General features: G+C 74.4%; 17 protein-coding genes. 10 read left to right on the top strand and 7 right to left on the bottom strand.

Annotated features, from left to right (window positions below; genetic code table 11):
* Positions 1-67 precede the first annotated feature (67 nt).
* Both OG392_RS16800 and OG392_RS16795 read right to left on the bottom strand, forming a co-directional pair.
* A complete protein-coding gene (locus OG392_RS16800; RefSeq protein ID WP_329280163.1) occupies positions 68-1,759 on the bottom strand; it encodes a bifunctional 3'-5' exonuclease/DNA polymerase in 1,692 nt (563 codons plus the stop codon).
* Positions 1,760-1,921: 162 nt separating this feature from the next.
* Complete coding sequence (locus OG392_RS16795) at positions 1,922-3,166, bottom strand: helix-turn-helix transcriptional regulator (RefSeq protein ID WP_329280161.1); 1,245 nt, start codon at positions 3,164-3,166, stop codon at positions 1,922-1,924.
* 140 nt (positions 3,167-3,306) lie between these two features.
* On the opposite strand from OG392_RS16795, the gene OG392_RS16790 reads away from it, so the two are divergent.
* Positions 3,307-4,248 carry an NADP-dependent oxidoreductase gene (locus OG392_RS16790; protein ID WP_329280159.1) on the top strand — a complete coding sequence of 314 codons (942 nt, stop codon included), beginning with the start codon at positions 3,307-3,309 and terminating at the stop codon, positions 4,246-4,248.
* Between the two features lie 68 nt (positions 4,249-4,316).
* Positions 4,317-4,901, top strand: a complete 585-nt coding sequence (locus OG392_RS16785) for a GNAT family N-acetyltransferase (RefSeq protein ID WP_329287318.1) — start codon at positions 4,317-4,319, stop codon at positions 4,899-4,901.
* Positions 4,902-4,967: 66 nt separating this feature from the next.
* Here the strand turns inward: OG392_RS16785 and OG392_RS16780 are convergent, their stop codons facing one another.
* From OG392_RS16780 to OG392_RS16765, 4 genes are all read right to left on the bottom strand, one after another.
* The gene (locus OG392_RS16780) at positions 4,968-5,363 is read right to left on the bottom strand and encodes a hypothetical protein (RefSeq protein WP_329280157.1); all 396 of its coding nucleotides are present in this window, start codon (positions 5,361-5,363) and stop codon (positions 4,968-4,970) included.
* Positions 5,364-5,577: 214 nt separating this feature from the next.
* Positions 5,578-7,692 (bottom strand): ABC transporter permease, encoded by a 2,115-nt coding sequence (locus tag OG392_RS16775; RefSeq protein WP_329280156.1) that lies wholly within the window; start codon positions 7,690-7,692, stop codon positions 5,578-5,580.
* Entirely contained in the window at positions 7,686-8,615 is a 930-nt protein-coding gene (locus OG392_RS16770) for an ABC transporter ATP-binding protein (RefSeq protein ID WP_329287317.1), read from the bottom strand. Before OG392_RS16770 ends, OG392_RS16775 begins: the two co-directional genes overlap by 7 nt.
* A gap of 79 nt (positions 8,616-8,694) precedes the next feature.
* Entirely contained in the window at positions 8,695-8,928 is a 234-nt protein-coding gene (locus tag OG392_RS16765; RefSeq protein WP_329280153.1) for a hypothetical protein, read from the bottom strand.
* A gap of 437 nt (positions 8,929-9,365) precedes the next feature.
* Between OG392_RS16765 and OG392_RS16760 the strand changes: the two genes are divergently transcribed.
* The 6 genes from OG392_RS16760 (at position 9,366) to OG392_RS16735 (ending at position 15,775) form a co-directional block, all read left to right on the top strand.
* Positions 9,366-10,595 (top strand): DUF2786 domain-containing protein, encoded by a 1,230-nt coding sequence (locus tag OG392_RS16760; RefSeq protein WP_329280150.1) that lies wholly within the window; start codon positions 9,366-9,368, stop codon positions 10,593-10,595.
* A 263-nt stretch (positions 10,596-10,858) separates the two neighbouring features.
* Positions 10,859-12,928: an FUSC family protein gene (locus OG392_RS16755; RefSeq protein ID WP_329280147.1), complete on the top strand. Its 2,070-nt coding sequence runs from the start codon at positions 10,859-10,861 to the stop codon at positions 12,926-12,928.
* A gap of 143 nt (positions 12,929-13,071) precedes the next feature.
* Positions 13,072-13,701, top strand: coding sequence for a hypothetical protein (locus OG392_RS16750; RefSeq protein WP_329280145.1), 630 nt, complete (start codon positions 13,072-13,074; stop codon positions 13,699-13,701).
* 241 nt (positions 13,702-13,942) lie between these two features.
* A complete protein-coding gene (locus tag OG392_RS16745; RefSeq protein WP_329287315.1) occupies positions 13,943-14,521 on the top strand; it encodes a SigE family RNA polymerase sigma factor in 579 nt (192 codons plus the stop codon).
* Between the two features lie 110 nt (positions 14,522-14,631).
* Positions 14,632-15,324 (top strand): hypothetical protein, encoded by a 693-nt coding sequence (locus tag OG392_RS16740; RefSeq protein ID WP_329280143.1) that lies wholly within the window; start codon positions 14,632-14,634, stop codon positions 15,322-15,324.
* Between the two features lie 238 nt (positions 15,325-15,562).
* Positions 15,563-15,775, top strand: coding sequence for a DUF397 domain-containing protein (locus OG392_RS16735; RefSeq protein ID WP_173861569.1), 213 nt, complete (start codon positions 15,563-15,565; stop codon positions 15,773-15,775).
* Positions 15,776-15,915: 140 nt separating this feature from the next.
* Here OG392_RS16735 and OG392_RS16730 read toward each other — a convergent pair whose 3' ends face one another.
* Positions 15,916-16,413, bottom strand: a complete 498-nt coding sequence (locus tag OG392_RS16730) for an ATP-binding protein (RefSeq protein ID WP_030324106.1) — start codon at positions 16,411-16,413, stop codon at positions 15,916-15,918.
* A gap of 305 nt (positions 16,414-16,718) precedes the next feature.
* Between OG392_RS16730 and OG392_RS16725 the strand changes: the two genes are divergently transcribed.
* Entirely contained in the window at positions 16,719-17,591 is an 873-nt protein-coding gene (locus tag OG392_RS16725; protein WP_329280140.1) for a helix-turn-helix domain-containing protein, read from the top strand.
* Positions 17,592-17,693: 102 nt separating this feature from the next.
* Complete coding sequence (locus OG392_RS16720) at positions 17,694-19,151, top strand: aldehyde dehydrogenase family protein (protein ID WP_329280138.1); 1,458 nt, start codon at positions 17,694-17,696, stop codon at positions 19,149-19,151.
* Positions 19,152-19,329 lie beyond the last annotated feature (178 nt).

Genomic DNA, 19,329 nt, shown 5'->3' with positions numbered 1-19,329 from the left:
ACCGCCGGAGGGGGGATGGGTCCGCCCCACGGCGGGTCCATCCCTCCGACGCCTCCCCCTCCCGCTCCTACTTCGCGTCCGCGTACCGCTCGACCGTGGCCACCGTGAACGGGAACCGCACCGGTGTGTCCCCGAACGCGATCCGGCCCGCCTCGTCCCCGGCCGCGCGGATCGCCGCCGTGACCGCCTCGGCCTCCTCCGCGGGGCAGTGCACGATCACCTCGTCGTGCTGGAAGAACACCAGCTCCGCCCGCAGCCCGGAGAGGGCGCGCCGCAAGGCCGCCAGCATCAGCAGCGCCCAGTCGGCCGCGCTGCCCTGCACCACGAAGTTACGGGTGAAGCGGCCGCGCGCCCGCGCGTTCCCCGAGGCGTAGCCCGGGGTGAACTCGGCTTCCTCCGATGCCGGTTCGCCTCCCTCCTGTGGCAGTCCCGCCTCCTCGTCCTCGCCCGAGCCCACCGCCCGCGGGCTGGTCCGGCCCAGCCAGGTCCGTACGAGCAGGCCTTCCTCGCCCGCCTTCGCCGCCTCGTCGACATAGGCCACCGCGCGCGGGAAGCGGCGCCGCAGGGCCGCCAGGTTCTTCAGGCCGTCGCCGCTGGTCTGTCCGTAGATCGCGCCCAGGAGAGCGATCTTGGCGTGGTCGCGATCGCCCGAGAAGGCCCGGTCCGAGAGCCGGGTGTAGAGGTCGTCGGGGTGCCCCGCGACCTCCATCAGGCCCGGGTCCCGGGAGATCGCGGCGAGCACCCGCGGCTCCATCTGGTCGGCGTCGGCCACGACCAGGCGCCAGCCCTCGTCCGCGACCACCGCGCGCCGGATCACCTTCGGGATCTGCAGGGCCCCGCCGCCGTTCGTCGTCCAGCGGCCGCTGACCGTGCCCCCGGGGAGGTACTCCGGCCGGAAACGGCCGTCCCGCACCCAGTCCTGGAGCCACGACCAGCCGTGCGCCGTCCAGATCCGGTACAGCTTCTTGTACGCGATCAGCGGCTTCACCGCCGGGTGGTCGAGCTCCTCCAGCTCCCAGCGGCGGGTCGATCTCACCCGCACCCCGGCCTGCGCGAAGGCCTTCACGACATCGGCGGGCAGGTCCGGCCGGACCCGGCGCCCGAAGGCCGCCGACACCTCGTCCGCGAGCTCCGCGAGGCGGCGCGGCTCGCCGCCGCCCGCGTACCGCTCGCCGAGCAGTTCGTGCAGCAGGTCCCGGTGCACGTCCGCCCGCCACGGCAGGCCCGCCCGGTGCATCTCGGCGGCCACCAGCATCCCCGCCGACTCGGCGGCGGTGAGCAGCCGCATCCGGCCCGGGTGCTCCGCCCGCTCGTGGCGGCGCAGCTGCTCCGCGTAGACCGCGAGGAGCGCGTCGAAGGGGACGGAGACGACGGGACGCGGTTCGAAGAGGGAGTCCTGCGAACCGGGCTCGGCGCCGCGCTGCGGGGGATCGGGCGGCACCGGGGCGTTCCGCAGGCGCGCCCAGGCCGCCGCCGCGGAACGGGGTTCGCCGAGCCGGCCCTCGTGGCCGAGGAGCAGCTGCTCGGCGTCCTCCATGTCGTAGCACCGCTCGACCCGGACGCCGCCGGCCAGCAGGCGGGGATACACCTCGGCCGTCGACCGCCACACCCAGCGGGCGACCCCGGGCCTGGCTCGTACGGCCGCGACCAGGTCCGGCTCGTGCCGCACGTCTCCGGCGGGCAGGCCGTCCGGGCCGAGGGGCACGAGCTGCGCGCCGTCTCCCTCGGCGTCGGCTGCGAGGGCCCAGCGCTCGGTCATGGGTGCGAGTCTGGCACCTGGCACTGACAGCGCCGGTGAGGCGGTCCGGTGCGCTCCGGCCGCGCCTCGCCCCACCCCCGGTAGCGGGCATGCGTTGCGCCGGGGCGGAACGGGCGGGCGCAGCGGACGGCGCCCTTGCCGGGCCCAGGCTCCCCGCAGGCTCTACGCCGCCGCGTGGAAGAGGGCCGCCGCCTCCCCCCGGGAGTCGACGCCCAGTTTGTTCAGGATGTTCGCGACGTGGAACTTCACCGTCGACTCGCTGATGTGCAGCGCCTCCGCGATGCGCCGGTTGCGGTGACCGAGGGCCAGGTGGCGCAGGACCTCCACCTCTCGCTCGCCGAGGCCGGTCAGCGGGTGCGCCGCCTCGACCGGCGCGGCCGGCGCGGCCAGCGGGATCACGGCCGTGATCGTCGTGCCCCAGCCCGGCACCGCGTCCATGTCGAGCCGTCCGCCGAGCACGTCGAGCCGGTCCTTGACCGTGCCCGCGCCCAGGTCGCAGGGGGCGAGCGCGCCCGCCCCGTCGTCCCGTACCGAAGCCCGCAGCTCGTGTTCGGTGAGCTGCCAGCCGACATGGATCCGGTGCGCCGAGTCCTGTTCGAGCACGATCAGGAGCAGGGACCGGACGATCGCCCGCGCGCTGTGCGCCACGTCCGCCGCGAGCGAGCGGTCCGAGTCGGGCGCGCCCAGGTCGAGCCTGACCCGGCTGTGCCGCAGCATCGGCCGGAGTTCGGCGGCGAGTCGCTCGAAGGCGTCCTGGACCGGCTCCTCCGCGAGCGCCCGGTCCTGTCGCTGGGCCGCCCGCATCTCGATCAGTGCCGACGCGGCCAGGTCGGTCGCGGTCGCCCGGGCGGTCGTGTCGTCCAGGGCGCGGCTGCGCAGCACTCCGAGGACTCCGGAGAGGGCTGCGGAGTGCGTGGCGGTCAGCTCCGCGATCACCCGCGCCCGGGTGTCGGCGGCCGCCCGCGACCGGGCCAGGGCGCCGGGCAGGGCCTCCGTCGCGAACCGGTCGAAGTGGCCGGCCACCAGGTCCCACAGCGCCTGCGCCACGGCGAGTTCGGCCTCGCCCGCGGGGGCGCTGCCGTCCTCCCGTACGAGCACGAGCACGGCACCGCGCCGGGTCGCGTGGCTGGTGACGGCGACGACCTCGCGCTCCCGGCCGCCGATCGTCGCCACGCCCTGCCAGGGGCTCCCGGGCACGCCGGCCGTGAGCAGCGGCGCCAGTTCGGAGGCGGTCAGCAGCTCCGTACCGCCGAGGGCCTTGAAGGGGGAGTGGGCGCAGTGGGTGGAGAGTTCGGCCGCGTCCACGTGCGGGACGAGCGGGGCGAGGGCCGCCGAGACCTTGGGGAGGATCTCCCCGAGCGGCTGCCGGATGATCTCGTACGCGGTGGTCAGCGTGTGCGCGTCCATGCGGGGGAGCGTACGCGGGGAGGGGTGGGGAGCGGCCGGTCTTTCGGACAGGCGGGACTGGCCGTTGGGAGGGCGGGGAGGGGGTGTCCGTGACCGCAGTCTTGATCCGTCGAAGTGAACGGGCGGCTGTGGAGGCTGAGATGGAAGCGATCGTGTACGAGGAGTTCGGCGGTCCCGAGGTGCTGCGTCACGCGGCGGGGGTCGCCGTACCGGAGCCCGGTCCCGGCGAGGTCCGCGTCAAGGTGGCGGCCGTCGGGGTCAACCCGGTGGACTGGAAGCGGCGTTACGGCTGGGTCGAGGATTTCTACCCGACGACCTTCCCGGCCGTACCCGGCCTGGAGTTCGCCGGCACCGTCGACGGGCTCGGCGAGGGCGTCACCGGCCTCGCGGTCGGCGACGAGGTCCTCGGCTGGACGAAGACCGGTGCCTACGCGGAGTACGCGATCGCCGACATCGTCGCCCCGAAGCCGGCCGGGCTGTCCTGGGAGGCCGCCGCGAGCCTCCCGGTGGCCGGGGAGACGGCGCAGCGGGTTCTCGACCTGCTCGGCGTACGGGCGGGCGAGACGCTGTTCCTGCACGGCGCGGCGGGGGTCGTCGGCTCGGTGGGCGTCCAGCTCGCCGTCGCCGCCGGGGTCATCGTGATCGGCAGCGCGTCCGAGTCCAACCACGCCTACCTGCGCGAACTCGGCGCGATCCCCGTGGCGTACGGGGAGGGCCTGGCCGACCGGGTCCGGGCCGCCGCCCCGCACGGCGTGGACGCCGTGTTCGACGCGGCCGGGCACGGGGTGCTGCCGGTCGCGATCGAGCTTCTCGGCGGCGGCGGGCCCGGCGGGGGCGAGGCGGCGAAGGAGCGGATCGTGACGATCGCGGACGTGGACGCGGAGAAGCACGGGATCGTGTTCTCCGGAGTCCTGGGCGAGCCCGCGGCCGTACGGGCCGGACTCACCGCCCACGCGCGCGGGGCCGCGGCCGGGACCCTCGCGGTCCGGCTCGCCGACACGCTCCCCCTGAAGGAGGCGGCGCGGGCCCAGGAGCTGAGCGAATCGGGGCACGTGCGCGGGAAGTTGATCCTGATCCCGTGAACCCGCCGTCGGGTGAGAGGATCCGTCCGCCGCGCGTGGCGGCCCTGACCCGGAAGGCGACGACGACGATGTACGCGACACCCCTGGGAGACGACGGCGCGGAGCTGCGCCCGCTCGAACCGTGGCAGGCGGAGGAGTTCCTGGCGCACATGGACCGGGGACGCGAGTTCATCGGCGCGCGCAACGGCCTTCCCGACGTCGTCACCGACCTGGAGTCGAGCCGGGCGTTCCTCCGGATGTACGCGGAGAAGGCGGCCGCCGACTCGGGCCGCATCCACGGCATCTGGTCCGACGGCACCCTCGTCGGCGCGGTGATCCTCCGTCAGCTCGACACCGGGAGCGGGAGGGCCGAGGCGGGTTGCTGGCTGGAGCCGGCGGGCGTCGGCAAGGGCCTGATCACCCGGGCGGCCCGGACGCTCATCGACTGGGCGATCGAGGTCCGCGGGATCCACCGGGTGGAGTGGGTGGTGTCCTCCGACAACGAGCCGAGCATCGCGGTGGCCCGCCGCCTGGGCATGAGCAGGGACGCCGTCCTGAGGGGCAGTTACCCGTACCGGGGCCGACGGCACGACGAGGAGGTCTGGTCGGTCCTCGCCCCGGAGTGGCGGGCGGCGAAGTCCGTGGCGGCGGAGGCGGGGGAGAGCGGGGCCTGAACCGGTCCCGCGCCGGCCCCGCGGGGCCGGGGCGGCACGGGGGTGCGTCCCGGTCCCGGCACCTGTCTAGGGCTGCCGGGGGGCCGGAGCGGTGGGGTGCTCCTCCGGGAACGGGAGGGTGGCGGGCCCTTCCGCGAGCCCTTCCGCGAGCCCTTCCGCGAGTTCTTCCGGAGCCGGGGTGGCCAGGGGCTCCGCCGGGACCGGGTGGGGGACGAAGACGCTCAGTCGGTACGCCGTCGGGTGCGTCGCGCGTCCGCAGAGCATGTCCAGCCGGACCGCGTCCCAGTCGAGGCCGGGCTCCTCGGCCCGCAGCCGCCGGAGTTCCGCCCGCCACTCCGCCTCGTCCCGCGTCGTGTAGCGGAGCTCCCAGTGCCCGGCGTCCGGGCCGAAACGGTCCGCTTCGCGTGTGAGCTCGTCGAGCCCCCGCCGCCGTTGTCTCTTCCGCTTCCGCTGTCCTGGCACGGGACCGATGATCACCGCCCTCCGGAGCGCGCCGCAAGGCGTTTCGCACGGGCGGAGGGACGTGGAGGGACGGGCGCGGAGGGACGGGGACGGGCGCTGACGGGGGTGGGCCCGGTGGGCCGGGCGGCCCCGTACCGGCGGGGACGCGCGCGTGGACGGGGCGGTGACCCGGCTCCGACCCCGGTCACCGCCCCGTCCGTCCCACCATCGCCGCTCAGCGCGTCAGGCGCCACGCGGGGAGGGCCGACGCGGCGACCGCGACCGTCGCGCACACGCCCGCCGCCGCGCCGACCGTGGCCCACGGGAGGGCCAGGGCGACCGGGGCCGAGAGGGCGGCGAGGCCCGCTCCGAGGGCACCCAGGACCAGCGCGGTCACCGTGAGGCCGAGCACGGTGCCGATCGCCACGGCGAGGGTCGCCTCGCCTGTCACCACCCGCAGGATCTGGGCCCGGGTGGCTCCGGCGAGCCGGAGGGAGGCCAGCTCTCCGCCGCGTACGGAGGTCGCCATGAGCAGGGTGTTGGCGAGGCCGATCACCGTGTAGACGAGGGCGATGCCGAGGACCAGGACCATGCCGAGCCGCGCCTGCGGGCCGCCGCTCGACGGGCGCTCGGCCTCGGCCCAGGCGTCGGCCGTCCTGACGGTGCCGCCGCTCGCCTCCAGGGCCCGCGCCGTGGCCGTACCGCCGCCGTGGGCGTCGATCCGGTCGGGGACGGAGCCGGGGGCGTTCGCCCGGGTGACGTACGGGCCGTTGTCGCCGGTCCCCAGGGCGAGGACGGCCACGACGCGGAGCCGTACCGGGCCGGTCCCGTCCGCCCGCCAGACCTCGACGGTCTCGCCCACCCGGTGCCGCTCGAACTCCTCGTTGACGACGATCGTCCGGTCGTCGAGGTCCCGCGGATCGCCGGTGACCACGGGCAGCCGGGCGAGTGCGGCGAAGGCCGCCGGATCGGTGACCGCCCGCGCCCCGTACTTCACGACGGCCTCGTCCCCGTCCCGTACGAAGACCGAGGTCGGCCCCGTGGGGGAGACGACGGCCCCGGCGGGCGCCGCCACCGGCCGCAGGGCCGGGCCCGCCACGACGTACTCCGCGGCCGTCTGCTCGCGCCCCTCGACGCCCTTCGCGCGCGTGACGCTCGTCGCCGAGCCGAAGAGCGTCCCGGCGAGCGCGACGGTCACGAGGACGGGGGCGGCGACGGCCGCCGTACGACGGACGGATGCGGCGCTGTTCTCCCGTACCAGCGTCCCCACAGCCCCCCGAAGCCTCAGCAGCCGCGCCATCGGCCGGACCAGGAGCGGGGAGAGCAGGGCGATTCCGGTGATCAGGAGCATCGGGAGGGTCGTGTACGTCTTCCGCTTGAGCAGCGCGGACGGGTCCGTGGCGTAGGTGTGGACGAGGAGCCCCAGGCCGGCCAGGAGCAGCCCCGTACCGAGCAGGGCCCGGCCGAGGGGCAGGGTGTCGGCGTCGACGTCCGCCTCGCGGAGCGCGGCCGCCGGGCCGACCTTCCCGGCCCGCCGGGACGCGGCGACCGCCCCGGCCAGAGCGACCGTCACGCCCGTCCAGAAGGCGGCGTGGAAGGGCCAGGCCGGGCCGCCGACCGTGAACCACGCGGGCGCGAGGCCACCGTCGACGAGGGTCCTGGCGAGCAGCGGCGCGCCGGCCGCGCCGAGCGCGCACCCGGCGGCGGAGGCGAGGACGCCGAGTGCCGCGGCCTCGGCGAGGAGGAGCCGGCGGATCTGTCCGGGGGTGGCTCCGGCGGTCCTGAGCAGCCCGAACTCGCGGCGGCGCAGGGCGACGGCGAAGGCGAAGGTGGAGGCGACGACGAAGACGGAGACGAAGGCGGTGACGCCGCCGGAGGTGCCGAGGAGGGCGTTGACGCCGACCAGCGCGTCGGCGTCCCGGTCGTGGCCGGGGTCGGCGCGCCGCCGTTCGTCGCCGGTGAGGACCTGGGCGCGAGCGCCGACGAGGGCGCGGACCTCGGCGGCGGGGGCGTCGACGCCGACGGCGTCGGGGCCGCCGGAGCGGGTGACGGTCCAGCGGGCCTCCAGCTCGCGGAGCAGATCGTTGTCCACAGGCTGTGGACGGTCGAGTCGCTGCGCCACGGACACGGTCCCGGTCCCGCGTCGTACGTCCAGTGTGAGCCGGTCCTGACCCTGCACCACGACGGGCGGGGAGGCGAACCGCTGAGGAGAACGCTCGGGCGCGTGAAAGGTCGCGGACAGCCCCAGGCCCATGGTGGCGAGCAGCCCCACGCCGAGCGCGAGGGCGACGAACCCGCCGAGGAAGGAGGCCCAGCGGGCGCGGAGGCCGGAGAGGACGACGGTCAGCACGAGACGCTCCGGGCGGGAGAAGCGGTGGTGCGGACCGGAGCCTCCGGCGCGCCGGGCGCGCCCGGCTCACGCGCGGTCGACCGCGCCGCGTCCGGCTCCGGGGCGGTCGGGACCGCCGCGTCCGGCTCCGGGGCGGTCGGGACCGCAGCGTCCGTCGCGTCCGTCTCCAGCGCGGTCATCCGCGCCGTGACCGTCTCCACCGTCGGGGCCCGGAGCTCGCCCGCCACCCGCCCGTCGACCAGGAAGACCACCCGGTCCGCGCGGGCCGCCGCCACCGGGTCGTGGGTGACCATGACGATCGTCTGGCCGTCCCGGTCGACCAGCTCCCGCAGCATGTCCAGCACCTCGCGGCTCGTCGTCGAGTCGAGCGCGCCGGTCGGCTCGTCGCCGAAGAGAACGGCCGGCCGCGTGATCAGTGCCCGGGCGATCGCCACCCGTTGTTGCTGTCCGCCCGACAACTCGCCCGGCCTGTGCCGCTCCCGCCCCGCCAGCCCGACGCGGGCCAGCGCCGCTCGGACCTCGGTGCGGGACGGACGGCGGCCGGCGAGCCGGAGGGGCAGGGCGACGTTCTGCGCGGCGGTGAGGGCGGGCAGCAGATTGAAGGACTGGAAGACGAAACCGATCCGGTCCCGCCGCAGCAGGGTCAGCCGCCGTTCGCTCAGCCCTTCGAGGGCGACCCCGCCGACCTCCACCTGCCCGGAGGTCGGCCGGTCGAGCCCGGCGGCGCACTGGAGGAGCGTGGACTTGCCGGAGCCCGAGGGGCCCATGACGGCGGTGAAGGTCCCGGCGCGGAAGTCGAGGTCGACGCCGTCGAGCGCGCGGACGTCCCGGTGGTGACGGGTGAGCCGGCGGAGCCGTACGGCAGCGGTGGAGATGGTGGTGAAGGCCGTGGCGTGCGGGACGGCGGGAGTGTTCGAGCGCATCGAGGTCATGGCTCAAGCGAACCGTTCCCGCGGCCGCCGATCACGACCACAGGCAGGCGTCCGAGGGGTATGCCTGGCCCTACCCCCGAGCCGGGGCCGGCCCTCCCGTACGCAGGCCGGACCCGCCCCGAGCCGCGTTCGGCCCCTCGTACGGAGGCATGGCGCTACCCCCCCCCGAGCCGGGGAACGGCGCCGCCCCGGACGCGGCGATCGCGGCGCGGGCGTCGGCGAGGCTGCCGGGGGCGTACGTGGCGCCCAGGGCCTCCGTGAGCTCGGCGCCGCCGAGGGCGCGCTCGCCGACGAGTTCGTACACCCGGTTGCGGTGGGCGGCCGGGTCCGTCGCGACCGAGACGGCGATGTCGGCGAGGTCCGCGCGGGCGACCGCGGCGAGACGGCCCCCGCCCAGCGGGCCCGTGATCCGGTTCTCGGCGTCGGGCGTGTCTCCACCCCCGCGAAGGCCTCCGGCAGCGTCTCGGGCGCGTCGAAGTCGAGGCGGCGGGTGCCGGGCAGCCCCGCGCGCGTACCGAGGACGACGTCCTCGCGGTCGGCGACGAGCGAGCCGAGAGCGCCGGAGACACCGGTGACGAGCAGCATGTTCTCCCCCTCGGACCCTGCGGCCGCGGTGACGACGTGATGGCTGAGACCATCGTGGAGGACGGAGAAGATCGCGGAAGGAGGCACATTCATGTCCGAGGGGCACACGGAGGTAACCACCGAACCCGTGGTGAGCTGCGCGGAGGACCGCGAGGCATGGGACACGAGGACGGCGTGAGCACGAGCGACACCGGCGGCACGAGCAGCGCCGGAGACAGCGGCAGCACCAGCGGCGGCAGCGGCACGGTCGAGCGGGCCTTCGAGGCGCTGTACGCGCGCGACGACGGGTCCCTCGACACGGCGGCCTCGCTGCTGGCCGCCGACCGGCGCGCCGACACGGAACTGGGCCGGCGCGGCGAGGAGTTCGTGCGGACCCTGTGGGGCCGCGGCTGGCAGCCCGCCGACCTCGTACGCATCGCCCGCCGCGACCTCTCCGACGCGCACCTCCGGGTGCTGACCGGCCTGGTCCTGGCCGAGACGGCCCGCTACGAGAGGCTGCCGCACCGCTGGCGGTCCCAGCTCGACGAGCTGGACGCGTCCCCCGGCCGGCCGACGGACCGCTTCTCGCACGCGACGACGGTCCTGGAGCTGTACCGGCTCCTGGTGCGGCTGCCGAGGCTCGACGCGGTCGGCCCCGTGCCGGGGGAGGCGCTGCCGCCGGGCATCGCGGGGGAGCCGCGGATGCTGACCCGGATCCGGGCGCTGCTCGCGAAGGCGGAGGCGACGGGGTACCCGGAGGAGGCGGAGGCCCTCACCGCCAAGGCGCAGGAACTGATGGCGCGGCACAGCCTGGACGAGGCGACGCTCGCGGCCGGGGCGCCGTCGCCGGAGTCGCCGGGGGCGGTCCGGATCGGGGTGGAGCCGCCGTACGAGCAGGCGAAGGCGATCCTGCTCGACGCGGTCGCGACGGCGAACCACTGCCGGGCGGTGTGGAATGAGGCGTACGGCTTCTCGACGGTGGTCGGCTTCGAGGCGGACCTGGACCCGGTGGAGCTGCTCTACACCTCGCTGCTCGTGCAGGGGACGGCGGCGATGACCCGGGCGGAGGCGGAACAGCGGGCGGGGGGCCGCAAGCGCACGAAGTCGTTCCGGCAGTCGTTCCTGCTGGCGTACGCGAACCGGCTCGGCGCGCGTCTCGCGGCGACGTCCCGCCGTGTTGCGTCCGAGGCCCCGACCCTTCTCCCGGCCCTCGCCTCACGGGACCTGGCGGTCACCACCCGCACGGACGAACTCTTCCCGGAAACCCGGTCCACGCGCGTGCGTGCGGCCTGGGACGAGGAGGGCTGGACGCACGGCGCCTCGGCTGCGGACCGCGCGGGGCTCGGGCCGGAGCGGCGGGGGGTCGAGGGACGAGGGCCCGGCCGGGGCGGCGGGAACAGGCGCTGAGAAGCGTGCGCCGGCGGAGCTCCCCACCGCGGCTGCCGGCGCATGAACGACATCGCCGCCCGGTGGACGGTGCCGGGGCCTCCTGCCGAACGGGCCGTCGTGGCACCGCTCCATCAGTGCCGTCCGCCCGGCGGGGTCGTCCCGGACCGGTGCGGCCTGCCGCACGGCCCAGCCGGCGGCCGTGACCTCGGACGTCATGCACGCAGAATCCCACGTGCGGGTGAAATAGGTCGTTTCGTCCCTGTCCCGGATACGCTCGGGGCATGAGCTGGCTCCGGGCGTTGAAGGAGACCGCCCGCTCCGGGCTCACCGTCGAGCGGCGGCGGCTCGACCCCGTCATCGCCGCCCGCGCCGCCCTCGGGCTCGCTCTCGTCATCGGCTTCTCGCTCGCCGTCTTCGGCCCCGCCGTCGCCGCCTCCTCCGCCTTCGGCGCCTTCCAGGCGGCCATCGCCACCTTCCAGCGTTCCTGGCGCCCCCGCCCCACCCTCGCCCTCGCCTCCGGCGCCAGCCTCGCCGTGTCGACCTTCATCGGCTATCTCACGGTCTCCCACGGGGCGCTCTTCCTCGCCCTGCTGCTCCTCTGGACGTTCCTCTCGGGGCTCGCCTGGGCCGCCGGGCCCACCGCCGGCATCATCGCCTCCTCCAACGTGGCGATCATGCTGGTCACGGTCACCCTCCCCACCTCCGTGGCCGAGGCCGCCGGCCACGCCGCCATGATCTTCGCGGGCGGTGTCGTCCAGGCCGGCCTGGTCGTCCTCCTCCCGGTCCGGCCCTGGGGCGCCCAGCGCGACGCCCTCGCGGACGCCCTCGCCGCCGAGGCGGACTACGCCCGCCGCCTCCGCCACGACCCGGTCGCCCCGTTCGACCCCCTGCCCCTCATGCACGCTCGCGCCGCCGCCGCCGTGACCCCCGCCCAGGCCCGCCGCCGCCCGGCCGAGCTCCACGGCGCCCGCGGCCTCGCCGAGCGCATCCGCCCGGTCCTCGCCTCCCTCGCCGACCCGGCCGTCGGTGTCCCGGAGGAAGGCCCCGCACGCGCGCGCGTGCGGGAGATGCTGGGAGCGGCGGGCTCCGTTCTGGACGCCGCCGCGCACGCGATCCGGCACGGCGAACCGGTCGCCCTCCCCGATCCCGCCGTCGCAGCCCTCCACGCCCCCGAGACCCTCTCGCTCCTGCACGGGCCGCCCCGCCGTGCCGCGATCCGTCTCGTCGCGCTGCTCGGCGACGTCGTCGAGACGGCCGAGCCGAGGACGGAGACCTCGGGCCACGGCGCCACGCCCCGGGAGCGCCCCACCCTCGTCCGCCTCACCCCGATCGTCGTCGCGAAGGCCCGCGCCGAGCTGCGCCGGGACTCGCCGATCCTGCGCCACGCGATCCGCGTCTCGGCGGTCACGGCCGCCGGCTACCTGCTGGGCACGGCGCTCCCGCTCGGCCACGGCTACTGGGCGCCGATGGCCTCGGTGATGGTGATGCGACCGGACTTCTCGCAGACGTACGCGCGCTCGGTGGCCCGCTTCGGCGGCACCCTCGTCGGAGTGACCCTCGCGACGGCGGTCGTCCAGTGGGCCCACCCGGGCGTGTATCTGTCGGCGGGCCTTGCCGTGGTGTGCGCCTTCGCGATGTACCTGCTGATGCGCACGGGATACGCGGCCGGCCAGGTCTTCGTCGCCGCGTACGTCGTGTTCCTGCTCGGCATGGAGGGCGCGGGGGTCACCCAGACCGTGCGGGACCGGGTGACGCTGACCCTGGTCGGCGGGCTGCTCGCGATGCTCGCGTACGCCGTCTACCCGGCCTGGGAGACGCCCCGGCTGCGCGGTCGGCTCGCCGACTGGCTCGCGTCGGTCGGCCGGTACGCGGCGGTCGTCACCGCGCGGTACGCCGATCCGCGCGGGCCCGGCAGCCCCGACGTACGGGAGGCGCTTCTGGACACCCGTGCGGCCCGCGTCGCCTGGCAGGAGGCCGTGGAGCGGGCGACGCACGAGCCCGTGCGGCACCGGGGCCTCTCGCACGCGGCGGCCGAACAGGCCGAGCACGCGCTCGCGGAGTTCGGGCGGGTGGCGATGCTCATGGAGGCGCACCTGCCGGAACCCGGCGCTCCGCCCGTGGCGGCCGCCGTGACCCTCGCGGAGTCGCTGCGGCGCGCCACGGAACGGGGCGCCAGGCACATCCGGGAGCGCAAGACGCCGCAGTGGGATGAGCTGCGCGAGACGGTCGACGCCTGGGACGACGACGCACCGGACCACTTCCTGCTGCACAAGGGCGCGGTGCTCCTCCTGGAAGCACTGGACGAGGTCACGACAGCCCTGACGGACTCCACGCGGGCGCGTACGCGGTAGCCGCCGCCCCCTGCCCGGCGGGGACACTGTCCGGTACGAATTTCGCGAGCATGTCATCCGGAGCGCGGCCGGCCGGAGTTGGTAGGGGAAGAGGGGCGCGGACGTCCGCGGTCCTCCACCGACATCCCTCCAGGAGCACCCGCATGAAGAAGTACTGGCTGGCGGCCGCCGGCGTCGTGGCAGCGGTGGCGATCGCGGCACCGTCGGCGGCCGGAGCGCCCACCGAGTCCTCCGCCACGTCCGCGGCCACCTCCGCGACCTCCGTCGCGGCCGGGACCGCGGCCCGGACCGAGCCCGCCGAGGTCACCCCGGCCAAGGCCGCCGTGCCCGCGCCGAAGCCGGTCCGCACCGTCCGCCCCGGCCTGCGGGTGGACGCCGGCGGGGGCTTCACCGTGTGGCTGACCCGCGATGGCAAGCACTGGGCAGGCCCGGACGGCTACGAGAACTTCCGCAGCGTGGTCGACGGCAACATCGACCGCTCCGAGCCCGGCGTGAGCCACCAGAGCGAGGGGGACGCGAAGGGCGTCTTCCACTCCGGCCTCTACTACGGAACCCGCGCGGCGGGTCGCGTCGAACTGAGCGACGCCGAGGGCCACAAGACCGTCGCCACCCTCATCGCCCTGCCCGGCCACCCCGACTGGGGTGTCTGGTACGCGCACACGGGGCCGGCGAGCGGGAACGGCGGCAGCGGCCTCGGCGTCACCCTCTACGACCGGGCGGGCAGGCTCCTGGCCGAGCTTCCCGGCTTCGACTTCCCGGCCGGCCGCGGCTGACCGTGGCAGAAACGTGGTGGGGCCCGGCACGGGGCGGGCCCCGCCACCTCTCCACCGCCGCCTCTCCACGGCTCCATCGATCCACCGACCGATCGCGAGGTCCGACACCGTGCCGTACGAGTCCGCCACCGAGGTCGCCGAGGCGGGAGCGGCCACCGGGGCCTCCAGGACGACCGGGGACACCGGGACTGCCAGGACGACCGGGGACACCGGGACCGCCGGGAACACCGGGACGACCGGGATGACCGGGGACACCGGGACCTCCGGGGACTTCCGGGCGCCCGCGACCTCCGAGGACGACGGCTTCACCGAGTTCGCCGTCGCCGCCTGGCCGCGTCTGGTGCGCACGGCCCAGCTCCTGACCGGGGACTTCCACGAGGCCGAGGACCTGGTGCAGACGACGCTGGCCAAGGTGTACGCGCGGTGGCGCCGGGTTCCGCGCGGGGAGATCGACCTCTACGTGCGCCGCGCGCTGATCAACAACAACCTCAGCCGGGTCCGCCGGAAGCGGGTCGTCCATCTCCTGACGCCGGTCCTGCCGGAGTCGCTGCGCCACACCTCGGCGGGCCATGCCGACGCGGTCGAGCAACGCACCGCGCTCCTGGCCGCGTTAGCGGATCTGACCGCCCGCCAGCGCGCGGTCATGGTGCTCCGCTACTGGGAGGATCTGACCGAGCTGGAGATCGCGAGCGTCCTCAACTGCTCGATCGGCACGGTCAAGACCCATGCCCGGCGCGGTCTGACCGCGCTGCGCGCCCACCCGGGGCTCGGCACCGTCCCCGCGCCGTCTTTCCCCGCCCCCACCGGAGCCCGACGATGACCCCCGCACGGCCGACGACACCCCCCGATCCCCGGCCCGACCCGAGCCCCGGCCCCGGTCCCCGTTCCCACCGAGGTTCCGGGCCCCGTCCCGAAACCGACCTGCGCGCGGTGTTCGCCCGGGCCGCCTCCGACCTCGTCCCGGGGCCGCTGCCGCTGGAGGCCGTCCGGCGGGCGGGCCGGGCGCGGCGGCGGCGCCGTACGGCCGCGCTGTCGGCGCTCTCGGTGCTCGCGGCCGCGACGGCCGTGGTGGCCGTCGTGGTCGTCCTGACCCCCGTACGCCCGGCCCCGGGACCGGCTCCTGTCGCCGTCCCGCCGACCCTCGTCCCGACCTCGGCGCCGGCCGTCCGTACGAGCGAGAAGCCGCCGCCGCCGGACCCGACCCCGGTCAAGGTCGTGGCCTCCGGAGAGCGGGTCGCCGCCGGGAAGGGCTGGAAGGTCTGGCTGACGGCGGAGGGCAAGCACTGGGCGGGACCGGACGGGTTCGAGAACGTGCGCAGCGTCACCGACGGCAACATCGACCTGAACGCGCCGGGCGTGAGCCACCAGAGCGAGGGGGACCCGAAGGGGGCGTTCCACTCGGGGCTCTACTACGGGACCCGTGCGGCGGGCCGCGTGGAGCTGACGAACGCCAAGGGCCGCAAGGCCGTCGCCACGCTCGTCGAACTGCCGGGGAATCCGGGCTGGGGCGTCTGGTACGTCCATACCGGGCCGGGCATGGGGACCGTCGGAACGGCGCTGTACGACCGCACGGGCAAGCTCCTCTCGGAGCTGCCCCTGATTCCCTCGGGCGACGGCTCCTGACCGAGGACGTGACTTCCTGGGCGTCCGGTCCAAGATCGGGACCCGTAGGGTGAGGGCGGACGCGGTGCCATACCCGCTGGTAGCACGCTCTGTCGCGTAGCCGCTACGCCACCCCCCGTGCACGTGCATCTGCTCATGCATGGGCATATGAACACAGCTATGATCCGAGGAAGTTGACACCTGCACCAAGCAACTCGGGGAGCTACCAGTGCATCATGCGCATCGCGCGTACAACGGCATGGCGGCCACGGAGCTGCGAGGCGTCGTGTGGCAGAAGAGCAGGCACAGCAACTCCCAGGGGTCCTGCGTGGAGTTCGCCAAACTGCCGGGGGGAAACGTTGCCGTACGCAACTCGCGCCACCCCGAAGGACCCGCCCTCGTCTACACGCCCGCGGAGATAGAGGCGCTCCTCCTCGGCGTCAAGGACGGCGAGTTCGACCACTTGGTGTGAGCGCGACGAGGGTGCGTGGTGCACGGTCGACGCGCGCGCGGAGACGCGGACGGACGACGGACAGGTGACGGACGTACGAAGGAGGGGCCCCGGCGGATGTCGCCGGGGCCCCTCCTTCGTACGTCCGGTCCGCGGCGCGGCTACTCCGGACCGATCCGGAACAGCGCCCAGACGACCTTGCCGCGCAGCGTGCCGGCGAGCGGGTGCCACCCCCAGCTGTCGCTGAACGAGTCCACCAGGAACAGTCCGCGTCCCGACTCGGCGGCGAAGTCCTCCTCGCCGCCGCGTGCCTCCGGGCTCTCCCTGCTGGGGTCGCGCACGGCGCACACCAGGCGCGAGGACCAGCGCATCAAATGCAGGCGGACCGGTGGGTTCTGGCCTTCTTCCTGGGGCGCGTCGGCGGGCACCGCGTGGCGCAGCGCGTTGGTGACGAGCTCGGAGACGACCAGGGCCACATCGTCGAAGCGCTCGGTCAGCTCCCAGCGGTCGAGCGTCGCGCTGGTGAACTTCCGGGCTCCGCGCACGGCTTCGTACCGCGCGGGCAGCGCGCACGAGGCGGAGGTGGAGACGGCTCCGGGATCGATCGGCGGAAGGCCCTGCCGTAACGGCTCGAGCACGGTCGATCCATTCGTCCCCATGCGAGGCACTCCCGGGAATCGCGACTGTGGTGCGACAACACGACAACACGAACGAGTACGCGGCTGCGCGGGGTCCATGGTTCCGAATGCGACCACTGGATGCAAGGGCAGATGCACGTGCACGCGCCGGACCTGTCCGTCCCCGTGCCTAATCTGTGCATAAGTCGTCCGACGCTGGAGGCGAACTTTCCGCGACTGCCCGGAACTCGCCGTCTTTCCGTAATCGAATGTGTACGCGCTGAAGCGTTTGGTGGCAGAATCCGGGGCTCGACGGGGGCTCGACACCGTAAGGGGAGGCTGGAGCCGTGACCGCAGGCGAATCGGGCGGAGCGAGCGGGAGTGTGGTGCGGCGCATCCTGCTGGGCTCACAGCTGAGGCGGTTGCGCGAGTCGCGCGGGATCACCCGCGAGGCGGCCGGTTACTCGATCCGCGCGTCCGAATCCAAGATCAGCCGCATGGAGTTGGGACGGGTGAGCTTCAAGGCCAGGGACGTCGAGGATCTGCTCACGCTGTACGGGGTCGGGGACGAGGCCGAACGCGGCTCGCTCCTCGGGCTCGCCCGCGAGGCCAACGTCGCGGGCTGGTGGCACAGCTTCGGCGACGTCCTGCCGGGCTGGTTCCAGACCTACATCGGCCTGGAGGGCGCCGCCTCCCTCATCCGCGTCTACGAAGTGCAGTTCGTCCACGGCCTGTTGCAGACCGAGGCGTACGCCCAGGCCGTCGTCACCCGGGGCATGCCCGGCGCCCCCGCCGCCGAGATCGACCGCCGCGTCGCGCTCCGCCTCGAACGGCAGAAGGTTCTCGTCTCCGAGCGCGCCCCGCAGTTCCACGCGGTCCTCGACGAGGCCGCCCTGCGCCGCCCCTACGGCGACCGGTCCGTCATGCGGGGCCAGTTGAGGCATCTCATCGAGATCTCCGAGCACCCGGGCGTCACCCTCCAGATCATGCCCTTCAGCTTCGGCGGGCACGCCGGTGAGAGCGGCGCCTTCACGATGCTGAGCTTCCCCGAGTCCGACCTGTCCGACATCGTCTACCTGGAGCAGCTCACCAGCGCCCTCTACCTCGACAAGCGCGAGGAGGTCGCCCAGTACCAGCGCGTGATGGAGCGACTGCAGAAGGAAGCGCCCGATCCGGCCGAAAGCCGTGATCTTCTGCGAGGACTCCTCCAACTCACCTGACACATCAGTACGATGACGTGACATCAGTTCTGGCGTTTCGGCGCCTCGACGTCACTTCTGTCATCCGTGCGGAAGTAGAGCGGGTAGAAGGAGTCTCGATCCATGTCGCACTTCACCGACCTGGCCCACCAGTACATCGACGGCGAGTGGAAGCCGGGCAGCGGCTCGTGGGACATCATCGACTTCAACCCGTACACGGGGGAGAAGCTCGCGTCGATCACCGTCGCCACCGCCGGTGAGGTCGACCGCGCGTACCGTGCCGCCGAGCGCGCCCAGGCCGAGTGGGCCGAGACCAACCCGTACACCCGCCGGCTCGTCTTCGAGCGCGCGCTGCGGATCGTCGAGGACCGAGAGGAGGAGATCGCCGAGACGATCGTCGCCGAGCTCGGCGGCACCCGTCTCAAGGCGGCCTTCGAACTGCACCTCGCCAAGGAGTTCCTGCGCGAGGCGGTCCAGCTGGCGCTGCGCCCCGAGGGGCGCATCCTGCCGTCGCCGGTCGACGGCAAGGAGAACCGCGTCTACCGCGTCCCGGTCGGCGTCGTCGGCGTCATCTCCCCCTTCAACTTCCCCTTCCTCCTGTCGATCAAGTCGGTCGCGCCCGCGCTGGCCCTCGGCAACGCGGTCGTCCTCAAGCCGCACCAGAACACCCCGATCTGCGGCGGCACCCTCGTCGCCAAGGTCCTGGAGGAGGCCGGCCTGCCGGCCGGTCTGCTGAACGTCGTGGTCACCGACATCGCCGAGATCGGCGACGCGCTCCTGACCCACCCCGTGCCGAAGGTCATCTCCTTCACCGGCTCCGACAAGGTCGGCCGCCACGTCGCCACGGTCTGCGCGCAGAACTTCAAGCACGCCGTCCTCGAACTCGGCGGCAACAGCGCCCTGATCGTGCTCGACGACGCCGACGTGGACTACGCGGTCGACGCGGCCGTCTTCAGCCGCTTCGTGCACCAGGGCCAGGTCTGCATGGCCGCCAACCGGATCCTGGTGGACCGGACGGTGGAGGAGGAGTTCACCGAGAAGTTCGTGGCGAAGGTGAAGACCCTGCGCGTCGGCGACCCCGCCGACCCCGCCACCCACATCGGTCCGCTCATCAACTCCCAGCAGGCGGAGGCAGTCTCCTCGCTCGTGGACCAGACGGTCGAGGCCGGCGCCACGGCGCTTCTGCACGGCACGGTCGACGGCAACCTCGTCTCCCCGTCCGTCCTCACCGGCTTCGCCCCGGACGCCGCGATCCTGGGCCAGGAGATCTTCGGCCCGGTCGCCCTGATCGTCCCCTTCGACGGCGAGGAGGAGGCCGTACGGATCGCCAACGACACCCCGTACGGGCTCAGCGGCGCCGTCCACACCGGGAACGTCGAGCGGGGTGTGCGGGTCGCCAAGCGGATCCACACCGGCATGATCCACATCAACGACGGCACCGTGCACGACGAGCCGATCGTGCCCTTCGGCGGCGAGAAGCACTCGGGTGTCGGGCGGCTCAACGGCGAGGCGATGGTGGAGAGCTTCACCACCCAGAAGTGGATCTCGATCCAGCACGGCCGGAGTCGGTTCCCCTTCTGATCCGGCCGGCGTGAGCCCGCCGACTCCGGGCGGCGTCGCGCCGGGCCCGGTCGGGCCGCATCCGGGCCGGGCGGCTTTCTCCTTGAGGACAGTGGTTGTCCGCAAGGGTCCGTAGGTTGATGGGTGTCGGGAAGGGCGCAACCCCTCCCCGGCACCCCACTGCGTAGGCGTACGGAAG

This window comes from Streptomyces sp. NBC_00691, assembly GCF_036226665.1.
Lineage (GTDB): Bacteria > Actinomycetota > Actinomycetes > Streptomycetales > Streptomycetaceae > Streptomyces.
This window is presented reverse-complemented; position numbering and strand designations above follow the sequence as displayed.